Below are 13,862 nucleotides of genomic sequence, written 5' to 3'. Positions count from 1 at the left end.
CAGGTGTCTACCAAACAGGGGTCAGGTCCATTCGCAAGAGGCCTCAATTCAGCGTCATACGTTTGTATTAATCGCGGGCTTGGTACGATTGTACGAGGCGCAATGCGCGAGTGCAACTACACTTATGAATGGCTCATCGCATCTGAGCTACGCAAGATTGGAGCTCCATGTCCGTTGATCGCAACACACCCATCACCGGCACCGCCGCAGTGATCGCTGATGCTGCCATTCGAGTGATGGTCAGCCAGGGGCTCGATGCCCTGAGCGTGCGCAACGTCGCCACTGAGGCTGGCGTCGCGCCTGGGACTGTCCAGTACCAGATGGGTAAACGGGACGACATCATCGCGAAAGCTTTTGTCAGGTCGTTGCAGCGCCAGGAGTCGCGGGCCCTTACTCAAACCGATGCGACGGATTTTCACGCGGCGTTCCACGGTCGCCTGGCTGAACTCTTGCCAATTGGACCTGTCCAGCGCGAGGATTCCGCTGTGTGGGTCATAGTGGGAGCTGCTGCCTCGACACGCGAATGGCTGGCTGACTTATACGACGCCGAGGTGACGAAGTTTCGGGCGCGCGTGTCTGAAGGTCTCGAAGCAGCGCAACGTTTCGGAAAGCTGGCCCGAGGACTGTCTCCTGAGCAAGGTGCTCGTCTTGTCACTGCACTGGTCAACGGGCTGACGATCGACTACCTCAATGCTCCTGTGGACTCGGCGAAGCAGTTGTTGGCAGACCTTGCTTCGGGACTCGCGCTGATTGTAGAACCCGGTTCTCCTAAAGACTAGGACGGTACTAGGGCTGGAGGTGCAGCATGCCCCTTCATTCTCAGGAAGTCCTCCAACCCATGTCAGCGCGGAGGCACTGTGCCAGTCACCGGCGTGTGGATGTTAATCGACGGGTGAAAGCTCGAGTATCTCGCAACGGCATCCATGTGTCCGGCGTGCCTGGATACTTCGGCCAGTAGATGGGACAACACCCAGTCGACAGTGGGGTGCCTGCCGTCCTCGTCAGCTTGGGATGCAGGCTCTCCCGGTGGATACGTTGCAAGCAAAGACAAGGCATCTTCCCACTCCTGTCGAAGGGCATCGACGAAGGTCTCGACTGTGACCTCGGGATCCGTGTTCCAGTCTTCATGTGGAGAGTCATCGGTCCACGGGACCGGAAGATCAGCGCCTACCACAACATTTGCGATCCAAAACCGGATGACGTACCGCTGATGGTTCAGAAGCCCCGCAACGGTCCAGCGACTACGAAGGGGAACGTGTGTCACGCCTGAGCGATCTACCTGAATGGCCATGTCGACGATCGAGTCGAGTTGGCGCTGGATCTGATCAGTCAGCTCGGAATAGGACTTTGGTGTGGTGGGCATGTGCAGGAGCCTGAATTCTTAGGACTCTGCAGTTAGACGCCGCACGGCCTCGCGGATGACCTCGGGGCGCTTGCAGAAGGCAAAGCGCACCTTGTGCTGCCACGGTTCCGGGTTGTCCGTGAAGGCGGCCAGCGGGATGGCTGCCACGCCCTTTGTGGCGGGCAGCTGCATGCAGAAATCGATGCCGTTTAAACCGGTAGAGGAGATATCGGCAACCACGTAGTAGGTGCCGCCGGTGTCATGCACGTGGAAGCCAAGCTGCTTGAGGCCTTCTACAAGGATGCTGCGGCACTCTGCAAGCTCAGACACCATGCCGTCCAGCCATTCCTGTTCATAGCGCAGTGCATGGGCCACGGCCGGCTGGAAGGGCGTGGTGGAGACGAAGGTGGTGAATTGCTTGGCTTTGATGACGCCGTCGAGAAGCTTAGGCTCCGCGATGGCCCAGCCGGTCTTCCACCCGGTGCAGTTGAAAGACTTGGCGGCAGAGGACACCGTGACGGTGCGCTCAGCCATTCCCGGCAGGGAGGCGATGCTGACGTGGTCGGTGCCGAAGGTGAGGTTTTCGTAGACCTCGTCAGCTAATACGAGGAGGTTCTTTTCCACGCAGAGCTCGGCGAGCTCGGTGAGTGCTTCGCGGGAGAAGACCGAGCCGGTCGGGTTGTGCGGGGTGTTGATGATGACCATGGCGGTCTTGTCCGTGATGGCTGCGCGCACGGCATCGACGTCGATGTCCCAGCTGTTGCCGGATTCTTTCAAGGGGACGGGGATGCGGGTGGCGTCGGCAAGCGCGATGGCGGCGATGTAGGCGTCGTAGTAAGGCTCGAGGACAATGACTTCGTGTCTGGGCTCCACTAGGCCAAGCACCGTGGCGGTGATGGCCTCGGTGGCACCGGCGGTGACTACGACGTGATCCTGCGGCACGGAGTAGGTCTCCGCGATGGCGTCGACCAGGTCTGGGACCCCGCGTAGGGGAGCGTATTGGTTGTTGCCGCCGGCGATATTCTCCTGGGCAATCTCCAGCATGCGCTGCGGGCCGTCGCTATCGGGGAAACCCTGGCCAAGGTTCACCGCGTCATTCTCCACGGCAAGGGCGGTCATGGTGGCGAAGATGGTTTCGCCAAATTCTTGTAGTCTCTCAACAGTCATTTAGAGCACCAATAGATCGTATTTCGTAGCCTTCACATCGGTCAGACGCTTGCGTGCGCGCTCGAGGCGCTGCCACTGATCCTCCGGAATGGACTTGCGGGCAATCGTCACGGTCTCCGCATCCGGGGTGCCCCAAGCAATTGGCATCGGGGTGATCTGCTGCCAGTGGTCTTTATCGCTTGAGCTGCGCTGGCCGGATACAGCGGCCACGGGGACCTTGGTGCCCACGGTGCGCTTAATACCCGGGATGTTGCTGACGGTGCGCAGGCACGCGCCCCACCGCGGCGGTGCCTTCGGGTCAACGTTGGTATTTACCAAAGCCATGAGGACCATGTCGCGCTCGTTGACCTCCGCGACGACCGCGGGGGCTAGCGGATAGGAGTCGTAGAGCTTCTGGGCCGAGCCAACCTTGCGCGAAGCCAAGACACCGATGACGGCGCAAAAGATGCCGAAGAGCGCCATACCGACCGCCAGCGTGATGCGCCAGACGGCGTCGATTCCAAAATAGATGGCAATCGCGCCGATAATAAGCACGAGGCCCATGACGAGGCCGGAGTTGCGCAGGCGTGAGGAATCACGCAGGAGCTCGTTGTTCTTCTTGGCAAAGTCTTCGTTGACTTCAAACTTGAAAATCTTCATCAGCTCACAAGTCTACTTCGTCCACCAGCCGGTAGGCATAACCTTGCTCGGCCAAAAAGCGCTGGCGGTGCATGGCATATTCCGCATCGATGGATTCGCGCGCCACCAGAGTGTAGAAGGTCGCCTCCTGCCCGTCCTTCTTCGGGCGCAGCAGGCGTCCCAAGCGCTGGGCTTCTTCCTGGCGGGAGCCAAAGGTACCGGAGACCTGGATAGCCAGGGCGGCCTCGGGAAGGTCGATGGAAAAATTCGCCACCTTGGATACCACAAGCGTGGGAAGCTCGCCCTCGCGGAATTGCTGGAAGAGTTTCTCGCGTTTGGCGGTGGAGGTCTTGCCGTCGATAACCGGTGCGTTGAGGTGCTCACCGAGCTCCTCCAGCTGGTCCACGTAGGCACCGATGATCAGCGCCTGCTGACCTTCATGTTTCTTCAGCAGCTTATCGACGGCCCGCAGCTTCGCGCCTGCCGATGCCGCAATCCGGTAGCGCTCGCGCGCCTGTGCGGTGGCATAAAGCAGGCGCTCCTCCTGCGTCATGTCTACGCGCACCTCGACGCAGTCCGCGGTGGCGATATAGCCGGCGGTTTCCAGCTCCTTCCACGGCGCGTCATAACGCTTGGGCCCGATGAGCGAAAAGACATCGCCCTCGCGGCCGTCCTCGCGGATGAGCGTGGCGGTCAGCCCCAAGCGGCGGCGCGATTGCAGGTCGGAGGTCATGCGGAAGACCGGGGCGGGCAAGAGGTGGACTTCGTCGTAGATGATAAGACCCCAGTCGTGGGAATCGAAGAGCTCGAGTGCGCGGTACTCACCCTTGGTCTTGCGCGTGACCACTTGGTAAGTGGCGATGGTGATGGGTTTGATCTCCTTCTTCTCACCCGAGTACTCACCAATTTCCTCCGGTGCGAGGCTGGTGCGGCGCAGCAGCTCATCGCGCCACTGGCGCCCAGCTACGGTGTTGGTCACGAGGATGAGCGTGGTGGCCTGTGCTTTAGCCATGGCGGCAGCACCCACGATGGTTTTGCCCGCGCCACAGGGCAGGACCACGATGCCGGAGCCACCAGACCAAAAAGAATCGGCGGCGTACTGCTGATAATCGCGCAGCTCCCAGTCCACCTCCTTTGTGCTCAGCGCGATGGGGTGGGATTCGCCGTCGACGTAACCGGCGCGGTCATCGGCGGGCCAGCTGGCTTTGAGCAGCTCCTGTTTCAGCCGCCCGCGCGCGGATGGCGGAACGGCGATGGTGTTGTCATCGATGCGCGGGCCCAGCAACTCGCTGACCTTCTTGGTGCGCGTGAGCTCCTCCAGGATGACGGGCTCGTCCGATTCGAGGATGAGACCGTGGGCCGGATGCGCCAGCAGGCGCACGCGGCCGTAGCTCGACATGGTCTCGGCGACGTCGATCAGCAGCGCCTGCGGCACCGGGAAGCGGGAGTAGTTCTCTAAAACGTCCACTACCTGCTCGGCATCGTGCCCGGCGGCACGCGCATTCCACAGGGCCAGAGGGGTGATGCGATAGGTGTGGATGTGCTCGGGCGCGCGCTCCAGCTCAGCAAAAGGTGCGAGCGCTGCGCGAGCCTCGTCGGCCTGCGGGTGATCCACCTCGAGGAGGACGGTCTTGTCCGATTGGACGATGAGTGGTCCGGGCATATCTGGGGCCTTTCTACTCTGGGCGTCAGGGAAGGACTTAATCCCTGTCGGCGAAGCGGACGGAGGAAATGCGGTGAACCGGGAAGCGCACGGGTTTGCCCGCTGAGCCTAGGGCATCAATGTAGCCGCCTTCCACTGATAGTGGTTTCACGGTCACGGTGCGGAGATCGCCGCTCTTATCGGCATAGGAAATCACGATATCGGCGTGGAAGCGCGCGGCGGCACGGGCGAGGGTGAGGGGATCTGGTTCCTCTTCCTTCTGCGCGCTGGGATTCTGTGCTGATTGCCGCAAGGCCTGCACGGCGTCATCCACCGAGGCGGGCTCGCGCTTGCGGGGCTTCGTACGAGGCGTGGGCAAAAGGTAAGGCTCGGGGGCGACGGTAAGTGAAGCGCCGGATTCATCCTCCGCAGTGGGGGAGAGGCCCTTAGCGCGTAGTTTCTCCAGCAGCTCGCCCACGCGCAGCTGGGATACCGCCACGGTGGGCGCGAGCATGCGCAGGCCGGGGACTGATGCGACGGCGAGTTCCAACAGCGCGGGATCCTCGCTGCGCAGATAGGAGAGCGCAGGACCACTGCGGAGGGTGCCATGGCGCTTGGCGACGTCCCCGATGGCAAACTCCAACGCCTGCGGCACGCCCGTCGGGGAGTGTGCTTCCAAAAAGTCGGTCATTTCTTGGGCGGTGAGCCCTTGGTCCATGCCGCGGCGGATGGTGGACTCACTGATGCGGTACACGCTGGCCAGGCCTGGGGATTCGAGGTCTGCTAAGGATGCGAGGGTGCGGTGTGTGTCTGGCTCAAGGGGGCCGGGCACGAGGACGGTGAGGTCCTGCTGGATGATGAACTCGCTGACCGTCTCAGGAACGAGGCTGGTGGCCGCAGCGGAATCTCCCAGCACGCGGGTGGCCTTGCCCAGTGCCACCGCGCCGATCCATTCGGCTTCGGCGCGCAGCTTCTCGATGGTCAGCGTGCGCGTGTGGCTGGCAAAAAGTGGGGAGCGAAAGCGCAGGTCTTCCCAGAACTCCTCGTCGTCCAGCGCGACTGCGGAGTGTGCATAGACGCCGAGGACGAAGGCACGAAAGTGCGGCAGGCGGCGCACAATACTGTCTTCTGCGAGCACCCGGGTCTCAGCCCAACTGGCCCAAGGGGAGGTGCGCCAGGCGTCGAGAAGAATGCGCCACTTCTCCCCGAGATCGGCCTCGAGCCAGTCTTGGGACCCGGTGGTCGGGGCGAGGAAGTGTCCTTCCAGGCCATCCGGCTCGCCGCGGTGGAGAAGCCTGGCGTGGTGGCCCAAACAGATGAGTCGCGCGACCTCCTCCTTCTCCAGAGCGAGATCCTTGGCCAGCTGGTTGAGGGGGCGAACGCCGACCGAAGAATCCTTGAGCAGCGCTACCGGATGGCTTCCAAGCAACTCGATGAGCCGCTCCATGCCCCGCACGGCTTCCAGGCCAGCTGCGGCACCGGCGTCGTCCGCCTTGGTATCCGGCTCCGGAGTTCCGGCGCGCCCCGAGGGGGTGGTGGGAATGGGCGGGGTGGTGTCACCGGCCAGCAGGCGGGCAAGCGAGTGCGGCAGGCGCACCGAGTGTGCGTTGATGCGCTCCAGGAAACCTTTGGCCAGCAGGCGCTTGGCGGGATCCTCGGAGTTGATGTCTGGCTCGGTGTCGGTGGTATAGCCCATGCCGTCGCTTTTTCTTAGGGCATCGAGGACTCGGCGCTCTTCGGGAGCAAGCGTGGCTAGGTCCTTTTCATTGAACTCGACTTGGTTGCGCAGCGACCAACCGGTGGGAAGCGAGCCCATGACGGTGGTGACGATGCGCACCTGCGGGGCATCGCCGAAGACGAGGCCGCGCTCCTTGAGCTGCCGTGTTACTTCAGGGTTGGTGTCTTCCACCATGTTGACCTCGCCGCCGCGGTGGGCGATGTCCTCCAAGGCAGCTAGCTGCTCGGCATTGCTTGCTGCTAAGGCATCCGCGACGTGCATCGGAAGTGTCAGACGCGAGGCCAGCGCGTCGAAGTCCTTCGGTGCGGGGGAGAGAACATCGCTGCGGTTGCTCAGTAGGGCGCGTAGGTCCTCATCGGGCAACTGGCTGAGCCAGTCGCGGTAGCTCTCGGTGACGCGGGCGCGGTTGGAGGGGGTGGTCATAATGGCGATCAAGCTTAGTGGTTAGTAGGCGGGGGAGGCGTGGGGCCCTCGTTGGGTGAATAAGTTACTTTTTGCCGCGGGGTTTGGAATAATAAGGAGCATGTCGAACGAGAACAAAGGCTTCGTATCCCCGGCTTGGCCGAAGAACAGCCCCCGCGAGCACGCTATTACTGAACTTACTGCACCTTTTGCTGGTGCTTCCAGCCCGTACGGTGACGACCTGATTCTGCCGATGCCGGCAGAAAAGCTCAACTACGTTCACCCGTACACCCGCATCAACCGCTAAGTAGGCGCGCAGAAATCTGCGCTTCACTTAGCGGATACGTTGAGCCTTCCGGCTTGCTTTCAGCCCCTCCGAGAATGTTCTCCTCGGTGGGGCTATACGTGTTTGTAATGTACTTGCGCCTCAACTAGTTGGCACGGGCTTGGGCTTTAAGGCCGTCGAGCAGCGTATCGATGAGCTGGGCTTGTATACCTGATAGGTAGTCGGCGCTCACTGGTGTTCTGGGCAGCGGGCGGGTGATGAGACCGATGCCGATGTGAAGTTCGAGCGGGGTGAGGGACTCGGGGCAGAGACCTGCTTGTCGCGCGGGTTCGATAATCGGTTGGTAGATCGACTTCAGTTCAGCTTTGCGCTGGGTAGCGATCTCCTGCACGTCATCGTCTGAGAATGAGGCAGTATTCACCTCGGCTGCCACTGCTTGAACAACCGCGGCGAAGTTAAGGCTGGCGATCCGATGAATAATATCGCGCCAGGTGCCTTCGGGATCCTCGTCGAAACCTTGTAGGTGGCTGTCCACCTCTTCTTTGATGTGTGCTACCTCCGCGCCGGTGACGGCATCGAGGAGGGAGAGCCGTTCGGGGAAGTGGCGTGAGACCGTGGCGACGCCCACGCCGGCTTTCTTGGCGATGGAGCGCATGGACACGCCCGGTCCCTCGCTGATGAGCAGCTGCCTGGCTGCTGCGACGATGGCTTGCTTGTTTTCTGCTGCGTCTTGTCTCACAGCTTGCATCATACCAAACGGAACACTATGCTCCACTTTGCAAGTGAAACACCCTGTTCCATTTGGAGGTTAGAAGTGTCAGCGGTGAAAAGTCAGGAAGGAAAGCAGCCATCGGTTGCTGTGAAATCGATAGTTGCCATTGTGGGGATCCCCGTCGTCATCGGCCTTATGCTGTGGGCGTTTTTGGCGCCCACCTTTGCGTCGGGTCCGGCTGGCGTTCCGGTTGCCATTTCGGCGCCGGAGCCCATGCTCGAAGGCATCTCGCAGAAGATTGAGAGTGCGGCGGGGGATGAGGCCCCGGAGATCGTCGTGAAGCACAGCGAGGCCGAGGTGCGCGACGCGGTGCTGCAGCGTGAAGCTGTTGGTGGACTGGTCATCTCCCCGCAGGGCGCGAGTGCGTTCACCGCTGCGGGAAATGGTGCTCCCTACGTGACGATGATTGATGGCCTCGCTGGCCAGCTTGAAGCACAAGGAATGTCCGTAAAGAAGCAGGAGCTGGCGCCGACGACGAAGGAGGACCCGCAGGCGAGCGGTATCGCACTGCTGGGCCTGCCGCTGGCCTTTGGCGGGATTATTTCCGCTGTTATTGCCACCTTTGCATTCCGCGGAAAGAAGTGGGCCAAGCTAGGGGTGCTTGTCGGCATTGCGCTACTAGGCGCGCTCGTTGCCACGTGGATGCTGCACTCCGTCTATGGAACCCTCGGTGGCAGCTTCGCTGCCGAGTGGATGGCTATCGCGGCGGGCATCCTTGCAACGTCTGCGGTGACTGCGGGCCTTGCGGGGGTGATGGGTGCCGCGGGTATTGGAATCGGTGCCGTGCTGACTATCTTCTTAGCGAACCCGCTGTCGGGTCTGGCAACCGGCCCGTGGCTGCTGCCTGCCGGGTGGTCGACGCTGGGGCAGTGGATGCCCATCGGCGCGACGGGTCACCTAGTCCGCTCGCTGTCCTTCTTTGATGGGCAAGGCTTCGGCCATGCGTGGTGGTCTTTGGGTCTGTGGATCGTTGTTGGTCTGTGACCGGTCACGAGCTAGGTGAAGAACCCAAACTGATTGAGAAGGGTTCTTCTCCATAGCGTTCGCTTTGGAAATGCAATCAGCCGGAATGCTCCTCCAGCCAATCCAGGGCGACATCAATTCCCGTCCAAGCAAGAGCGGTGGCGCCATCCGAAAGCGTCTGGTTAGCGACGTCTCCTACACATGCATCGGCGAAAGCCTCTTGGTGGTTCAAAACAGGATAAGAACCCACACCGATATAAGGGTGTATCGCCCTAGTCATATGGGAGACGTTAGCAAAATCAGTTGAGGCTTGACTCATTAATGTTTCAGGCCCATCTGTGCGTAAGTCGCGGCCAAGAAGAAGGGCGTTTTTCTCGTAGTACTCAAGGCCCGCTTCATCCGTAACGAAGTCGGAATATGGTTTCGACTCATCGATGATGGAGACTTCGCAGCCGGTAGCAAGAGCCCCAGCTTTGAAACAGTTAATAACCTTTTGAGATGTAGCCTCCAGTTCCTCCATCGTTGACGCTCGTACGTACCAGCGCCCTTGTGTGCGGTGAGGAATAGCGTTTGGAGCATCACCACCTTTAGTGACAATCCCGTGCACACGCACAGTTGGGGGTAGCTGCTGCCGCAGTAAACCAATAGCAACTTCTGAGATTGTAAAAGCATCGGCAGCGTTGACACCTTGGGTGGGGTAGGAAGCCGCATGTGACGCATGGCCAGTGAAATTTACTTCCCAATGCAGAACGGCGAATGGCTTAGCCCTTACGACATCAACGGGGGCGGGGTGCGACATCATTGCAAAGTGCAGCCCATCGAAAGCGCCGCGGTCTAGCATCTCAACCTTCCCGCCCTTTCCTTCTTCTGCTGGAGTTCCGAAAATCTCTACTGAGAGATCCAGTTCTTCCGCGACCTCGGAAAGAGCGATACCAGCCCCGAGAGACATTGCAGCAATCAGATTATGGCCGCAGGCATGCCCAATACCTGGCAGTGCGTCGTATTCCGCCATGATCCCAATTCGCTTAGAACCCGAGCCTTTCACTGCATGAAATGATGTAGAGATTCCTACGTAATTATCTTCAACATCAAAGCCGCGTGAACGTAAGAAGTTTGCACATCGTTTAGATGACTCAACCTCCTCCCAAGCGATCTCGGGATTTTCATGGAGCCATTCAGAAAGCTCGATGAGTGAATTCAATTCCTCGTGGACAGCTTCGCGCGCCTTCTCTTTATACTTATTCATCGCCAGGCACCCCATAGGAAGGAGCGGTGTGCGGTGATTTTCCGCGTGTCACGTAGTCATCGCGTTGGGGCATCCAAATTTCGAGTAGCTTCTCAAGTTCATTAATCGGCGCATCAGACCAGTCCACCCGCAGGTCAGTTTCTATCCACCCAGCGTCACGAACGACGCCTAAACCAGCAGACTGAACTGGGCCAGCTTCACCGCCGGCCTCCAGCCCAGCGATCATCGTTTCAAGCAAACGATACTCAAGTTCACCGCTAGTGCTTTCAAATCGGTTAAGCATCTCGTCGATAACCTTTTCCGACGCGAGCATATTTCCGGCGATTACGCAGTTATCGCCAACAACCTGGTTGTGCGTACCGAGCGTGTGGACTCCAGAGTGAGAGAAACCTGGACCCTTCGCCGGAAGAATTGTGATTTGCCGGTAATCCAGCGTGGAGTCATTCTCCTTGAGCCAGTCAAACGCCTCTTGAGCTGTACTGCCATTTTCGAGTCGCCCCAAAATCGCCGGACCGAACCGTGGGTCGGTGATGTTTTGGGAAGACACCGCACCGATCCCGCTACGAAGATTAAGGCAGCGAGCAGCGACGGCCGGTGAAGAGGACGAAACAGCTTGGCCAATGGCGCCTGAGCTGTCGCGAGCAATAATTGAAAAAGTCATAAGCCTTCCAATGATTGAGGAGCCGGAGGGCGGTGAGAAGCGTCGTCGCCCCCGCAGGGCTCAGAATGGTTATCGAAATCTAGTTGTTATCTAGAACGGCTGTCGCATCAATTTCGACGAGCCATTCCGGGCGAGCCAATGCATCAACTACAAGTCCTGTAGAAACGGGGTACACGCCCTTAAGCCACCTACCCATTACGTTGTAAACGGCTTCGCGGTAGCGAATGTCTGTCAGGTAGACGGTGACCTTTACGATGTTCTCGAGACTTCCGCCTGCTTCTTTCATAAGCATGTCGATGTTTGCCATTGCCTTTTCGGCCTGTGCCTCGACGTCACCGATGCCGACAGATTCGCGAGTGTCTAGATCCTGGCCAATCTGGCCACGGAGGAAGACAATGTTGTTAGCGACCACTGCTTGGCACAGATCATTGGAGAGATTTTGTTCTGGGTAAGTGTCCTTCGTGTTGAAAGGACGGATTCGCGTGAACTTCATGGTGAAGCCTTTCTGTAGTTGGGATGATGAAAGTGAGGGACTCAGTCTTCGGGGTGGCGGTAATCGCGGTAGTTGCGCTGAATGTTGATTTGATCTGCGACGAACTTAGCGTCATGCCAGCAGCCCCAAATAAATGACGAGCCACGACGTGACTGCCACGGCAGTCCGACGAAGTAAACACCGTGCGCAGAGGAGACTCCACGGTTGTGAATCGGAGTACCTTGGCTATCGACGGCGTTTTCTACGTTCAGCCAGTTGTAATCGCGCCCATATCCGGTGGCCCAAAGGATGCTATTCACCCCATTGGCCTTTAGCTCGAGTTCCTGTAGCGGATTTGCTACGCATTCAGGATCCGGGCCCAAAATGTGGGCCTCGGGTTCTTCAGGGAGATCTAGCCCGTTCTGTTCAATGAATGCGTCTGCCTCCCGAAGGAGGGAAAGATAGTTTTCGTCTCCCTCATGGATATTGCGTGCGAGGTCTGCAGCAAACTTCATGCGACCGTTCTCATATGGTCCAGCGCGCCCTACGAGCGTGATTCCTTTAGCCGCGAGATCTCGGAAATCCACGGTGTGACCGCCCTTAGCGCCAGTAACTGAGATGGTGACATGTTCAGCGCCTTCCGCTGGTGTTGCCATATCCCACTTATCTAAGACACCGAGCCAGTAGACAAAATCGCGGTTTCGATACCGTCGTGGAGGGCGATCATGAGGACCTACGGCAAGGTAGACCTCCCGGCCCGCGTCGCGGAGCTCGTCTGCAATCTGAACGCCGGAAGACCCAGCACCAACAACGAGTACCCCGCCTTCGGGAAGATCCCCTGGGTTGTGGTAGTCGGATGAGTGGATTTGGAAGATTTCTTCTTGTGGGACTACGGCAGGGATTACGGGGACCTGAAATGCTCCAGTGGCAGCAACGACAAAGTCACAGTCATAGGTGTCCTCGGAAGTCTCCACAATGAATCCGTGACCGCCATCCTTACGAGTCACTTTGGTGACGGTTACTCCCTCCTTGACCGGTAGGTCGAAAAGCTCGGTGTACTTCACCATGTAGTCAGCGACTTCTTCTTTAGGGACGAAGCGTTCTTGGTCTCCCTCGAACTTCAACCCTGGGAAACGATCGTGCCAAGCGGGGCCATTTGCAACGAGAGAATCCCATCGTTCCGAGCGCCAGCGAGAAGCGATTTTGTCACGCTCAAGGACGATGTGGTCGATCCCGTGGGAGCGAAGATGTTCGCTAGTTGCAATGCCAGCTTGGCCAGCGCCGATAATGACGACTTCCTTTTTGATGTGAGGCATACAAAACTCCAACTGTAGGAATACTGAGGCTGGACCACGGTCATAAAGGTAAAGTGCAGCACACTGTTCGGAAAGTGTGATCCAGATATCAATAGTCTGTTGTGGAGGAGCGGGTTAAGCAAGTACCTTCTACGTACAAAGTTCATCAATTATTCTGATGATAGGCATGACCTGTACTTTTGCGATGGGGAGTGCTGTTTTGGGTATTTGATGGGTGAAGGAGCAGATAGTGGCAAAGACTGAATCGGCGATAACGCTGACGCAAATGCGTTACTTCGTGCGGGTGGCTGAGCTGAGGTCGATGAGTGCAGCTGCAGATGAGCTTTTTGTAGCTCCGTCCGCTGTGTCAATGGCTATCTCGCAGCTTGAGCAGGCTGTTGGAAGTCAGCTTCTGGTGCGACGTCGTTCAAAGGGAGTTGCCCTTACGGATCAGGGGCGAATTTTCTATCCGCATTGCCTAAGGGTCCTAACGGGGGTTAAGGACGCGGTTGATAGTGTGCGGACGGGCACTTTGGGAGGACGGTTGACGGCTGGATGCTTTACGACTCTCGCGCAGTTTTGGATTCCGGATATCGTAGAAGGGATTCATGCGAGCCATCCAGGGGTGGATGTTGATATTCGGGAGTGTGATGCGGACCAGTTGGAGGAAGCATTGTCACAGCGGAAAATTGAGGCTGCGCTTGCATATGACTTCGATTATGGCCGAGAGATTGAATTTATCCCAATGGGCACTGCGCCCCTTTATGCAGTTTTTGGGGATGGCCACCGCTTTGCTCAGGCGGAAAAAGTGGAATTGCCTTCGTTGGAGTCTGATCCTCTAGTGCTATTGGACTTGGGGAAATCGTCGAACTATTTCTTGTCCGCGTTTCGTGAAGCGGGGGTTGAACCGCTGGTGAGTTATAGATTCGAAAGCTTTGAGATTGTTAGATCTATGGTTGCAAGGGGGTATGGGTATTCCGTGCTTAATCAGTCGCCGGTGCATGACCTGACCAACGAAGGGCTGCATTTGAATCGTGTGCCGATAGTTGGGGCGGGGGAAGGGCTTCGGGTAGGGGTAATTAAGCGAAGGGGGGAAAATCTGTCGCTGAGGGCGGAATTGTTTGTTGACACCGTGCGATTGTTGCTGCAGGAGCGTCGATAGTTGCACTACTAAGAGTTCGGAGGGCTAAGTGGTCCAGTGAGCCTCTAGGGCTATTTGGCGAAGGTGTATTAGGAAAAGTGAAGGGGGTATCAAAAA

Annotated in this window: 14 protein-coding genes; 4 read left to right on the top strand and 10 right to left on the bottom strand. The window is 58.5% G+C overall.

Annotated features, from left to right (window positions below):
* Positions 1 to 167: 167 nt before the first annotated feature.
* On the top strand, positions 168 to 779 hold the full coding sequence (locus HMPREF3009_RS01340) for a TetR/AcrR family transcriptional regulator (RefSeq protein WP_046647280.1): 612 nt from the start codon (positions 168 to 170) through the stop codon (positions 777 to 779).
* A 62-nt stretch (positions 780 to 841) separates the two neighbouring features.
* Here HMPREF3009_RS01340 and HMPREF3009_RS13950 read toward each other — a convergent pair whose 3' ends face one another.
* Genes HMPREF3009_RS13950 through HMPREF3009_RS01315 form a run of 5 tightly spaced genes read right to left on the bottom strand, consistent with a single transcriptional unit; the run spans position 842 to position 6,930 of the window.
* A complete protein-coding gene (locus HMPREF3009_RS13950) occupies positions 842 to 1,363 on the bottom strand; it encodes a mycothiol transferase (RefSeq protein ID WP_070679552.1) in 522 nt (173 codons plus the stop codon).
* Between the two features lie 18 nt (positions 1,364 to 1,381).
* Entirely contained in the window at positions 1,382 to 2,509 is a 1,128-nt protein-coding gene (locus tag HMPREF3009_RS01330; protein WP_070679549.1) for an aminotransferase class I/II-fold pyridoxal phosphate-dependent enzyme, read from the bottom strand.
* Positions 2,510 to 3,148 carry a DUF3239 domain-containing protein gene (locus HMPREF3009_RS01325; protein WP_070679546.1) on the bottom strand — a complete coding sequence of 213 codons (639 nt, stop codon included), beginning with the start codon at positions 3,146 to 3,148 and terminating at the stop codon, positions 2,510 to 2,512. It abuts the gene before it with no gap.
* A 4-nt stretch (positions 3,149 to 3,152) separates the two neighbouring features.
* On the bottom strand, positions 3,153 to 4,790 hold the full coding sequence (locus HMPREF3009_RS01320) for a DNA repair helicase XPB (protein WP_070679543.1): 1,638 nt from the start codon (positions 4,788 to 4,790) through the stop codon (positions 3,153 to 3,155).
* A gap of 37 nt (positions 4,791 to 4,827) precedes the next feature.
* Complete coding sequence (locus HMPREF3009_RS01315) at positions 4,828 to 6,930, bottom strand: helicase-associated domain-containing protein (protein WP_070679540.1); 2,103 nt, start codon at positions 6,928 to 6,930, stop codon at positions 4,828 to 4,830.
* A 100-nt stretch (positions 6,931 to 7,030) separates the two neighbouring features.
* On the opposite strand from HMPREF3009_RS01315, the gene HMPREF3009_RS01310 reads away from it, so the two are divergent.
* Positions 7,031 to 7,216, top strand: a complete 186-nt coding sequence (locus HMPREF3009_RS01310; protein WP_010187772.1) for a hypothetical protein — start codon at positions 7,031 to 7,033, stop codon at positions 7,214 to 7,216.
* Positions 7,217 to 7,340: 124 nt separating this feature from the next.
* Here the strand turns inward: HMPREF3009_RS01310 and HMPREF3009_RS01305 are convergent, their stop codons facing one another.
* Positions 7,341 to 7,943, bottom strand: coding sequence for a TetR/AcrR family transcriptional regulator (locus HMPREF3009_RS01305; RefSeq protein WP_232760865.1), 603 nt, complete (start codon positions 7,941 to 7,943; stop codon positions 7,341 to 7,343).
* A gap of 111 nt (positions 7,944 to 8,054) precedes the next feature.
* Here HMPREF3009_RS01305 and HMPREF3009_RS01300 point away from each other — a divergent pair, with 111 nt between their 5' ends.
* The gene (locus HMPREF3009_RS01300; RefSeq protein ID WP_232760863.1) at positions 8,055 to 8,951 is read left to right on the top strand and encodes an ABC transporter permease; all 897 of its coding nucleotides are present in this window, start codon (positions 8,055 to 8,057) and stop codon (positions 8,949 to 8,951) included.
* A 76-nt stretch (positions 8,952 to 9,027) separates the two neighbouring features.
* Here HMPREF3009_RS01300 and HMPREF3009_RS01295 read toward each other — a convergent pair whose 3' ends face one another.
* From HMPREF3009_RS01295 to HMPREF3009_RS01280, 4 genes are all read right to left on the bottom strand, one after another.
* Positions 9,028 to 10,176 carry a M20 family metallopeptidase gene (locus HMPREF3009_RS01295; protein ID WP_070679531.1) on the bottom strand — a complete coding sequence of 383 codons (1,149 nt, stop codon included), beginning with the start codon at positions 10,174 to 10,176 and terminating at the stop codon, positions 9,028 to 9,030.
* A complete protein-coding gene (locus HMPREF3009_RS01290) occupies positions 10,169 to 10,837 on the bottom strand; it encodes a DUF1028 domain-containing protein (RefSeq protein ID WP_070679528.1) in 669 nt (222 codons plus the stop codon). The genes HMPREF3009_RS01295 and HMPREF3009_RS01290 overlap by 8 nt, the downstream gene beginning before the upstream one ends.
* A 79-nt stretch (positions 10,838 to 10,916) precedes the next feature.
* Positions 10,917 to 11,330 carry a RidA family protein gene (locus tag HMPREF3009_RS01285; RefSeq protein WP_070679525.1) on the bottom strand — a complete coding sequence of 138 codons (414 nt, stop codon included), beginning with the start codon at positions 11,328 to 11,330 and terminating at the stop codon, positions 10,917 to 10,919.
* 41 nt (positions 11,331 to 11,371) lie between these two features.
* Positions 11,372 to 12,625: a flavin-containing monooxygenase gene (locus HMPREF3009_RS01280; protein ID WP_070679522.1), complete on the bottom strand. Its 1,254-nt coding sequence runs from the start codon at positions 12,623 to 12,625 to the stop codon at positions 11,372 to 11,374.
* Positions 12,626 to 12,854: 229 nt separating this feature from the next.
* Between HMPREF3009_RS01280 and HMPREF3009_RS01275 the strand changes: the two genes are divergently transcribed.
* Positions 12,855 to 13,766 (top strand): LysR family transcriptional regulator, encoded by a 912-nt coding sequence (locus HMPREF3009_RS01275; RefSeq protein WP_070679520.1) that lies wholly within the window; start codon positions 12,855 to 12,857, stop codon positions 13,764 to 13,766.
* Positions 13,767 to 13,862 lie beyond the last annotated feature (96 nt).

The sequence above is a fragment of the Corynebacterium sp. HMSC034H07 genome (genome assembly GCF_001815175.1).
Classification (GTDB): Bacteria; Actinomycetota; Actinomycetes; order Mycobacteriales; family Mycobacteriaceae; genus Corynebacterium; species Corynebacterium hiratae.
The sequence above is the reverse complement of the archived record's forward strand: the minus strand, read 5'-3'. Positions and strand labels throughout refer to the sequence as shown.

Coding starts and splice junctions, on each gene's coding strand:
- HMPREF3009_RS01340 (WP_046647280.1), top strand. CDS start 168: ATGTCCGTTGATCGCAACACACCCATCACCGGCACCGCCGCAGTGATC.
- HMPREF3009_RS13950 (WP_070679552.1), bottom strand. CDS start 1,363: ATGCCCACCACACCAAAGTCCTATTCCGAGCTGACTGATCAGATCCAG.
- HMPREF3009_RS01330 (WP_070679549.1), bottom strand. CDS start 2,509: ATGACTGTTGAGAGACTACAAGAATTTGGCGAAACCATCTTCGCCACC.
- HMPREF3009_RS01325 (WP_070679546.1), bottom strand. CDS start 3,148: ATGAAGATTTTCAAGTTTGAAGTCAACGAAGACTTTGCCAAGAAGAAC.
- HMPREF3009_RS01320 (WP_070679543.1), bottom strand. CDS start 4,790: ATGCCCGGACCACTCATCGTCCAATCGGACAAGACCGTCCTCCTCGAG.
- HMPREF3009_RS01315 (WP_070679540.1), bottom strand. CDS start 6,930: ATGACCACCCCCTCCAACCGCGCCCGCGTCACCGAGAGCTACCGCGAC.
- HMPREF3009_RS01310 (WP_010187772.1), top strand. CDS start 7,031: ATGTCGAACGAGAACAAAGGCTTCGTATCCCCGGCTTGGCCGAAGAAC.
- HMPREF3009_RS01305 (WP_232760865.1), bottom strand. CDS start 7,943: ATGCAAGCTGTGAGACAAGACGCAGCAGAAAACAAGCAAGCCATCGTC.
- HMPREF3009_RS01295 (WP_070679531.1), bottom strand. CDS start 10,176: ATGAATAAGTATAAAGAGAAGGCGCGCGAAGCTGTCCACGAGGAATTG.
- HMPREF3009_RS01290 (WP_070679528.1), bottom strand. CDS start 10,837: ATGACTTTTTCAATTATTGCTCGCGACAGCTCAGGCGCCATTGGCCAA.
- HMPREF3009_RS01285 (WP_070679525.1), bottom strand. CDS start 11,330: ATGAAGTTCACGCGAATCCGTCCTTTCAACACGAAGGACACTTACCCA.
- HMPREF3009_RS01280 (WP_070679522.1), bottom strand. CDS start 12,625: ATGCCTCACATCAAAAAGGAAGTCGTCATTATCGGCGCTGGCCAAGCT.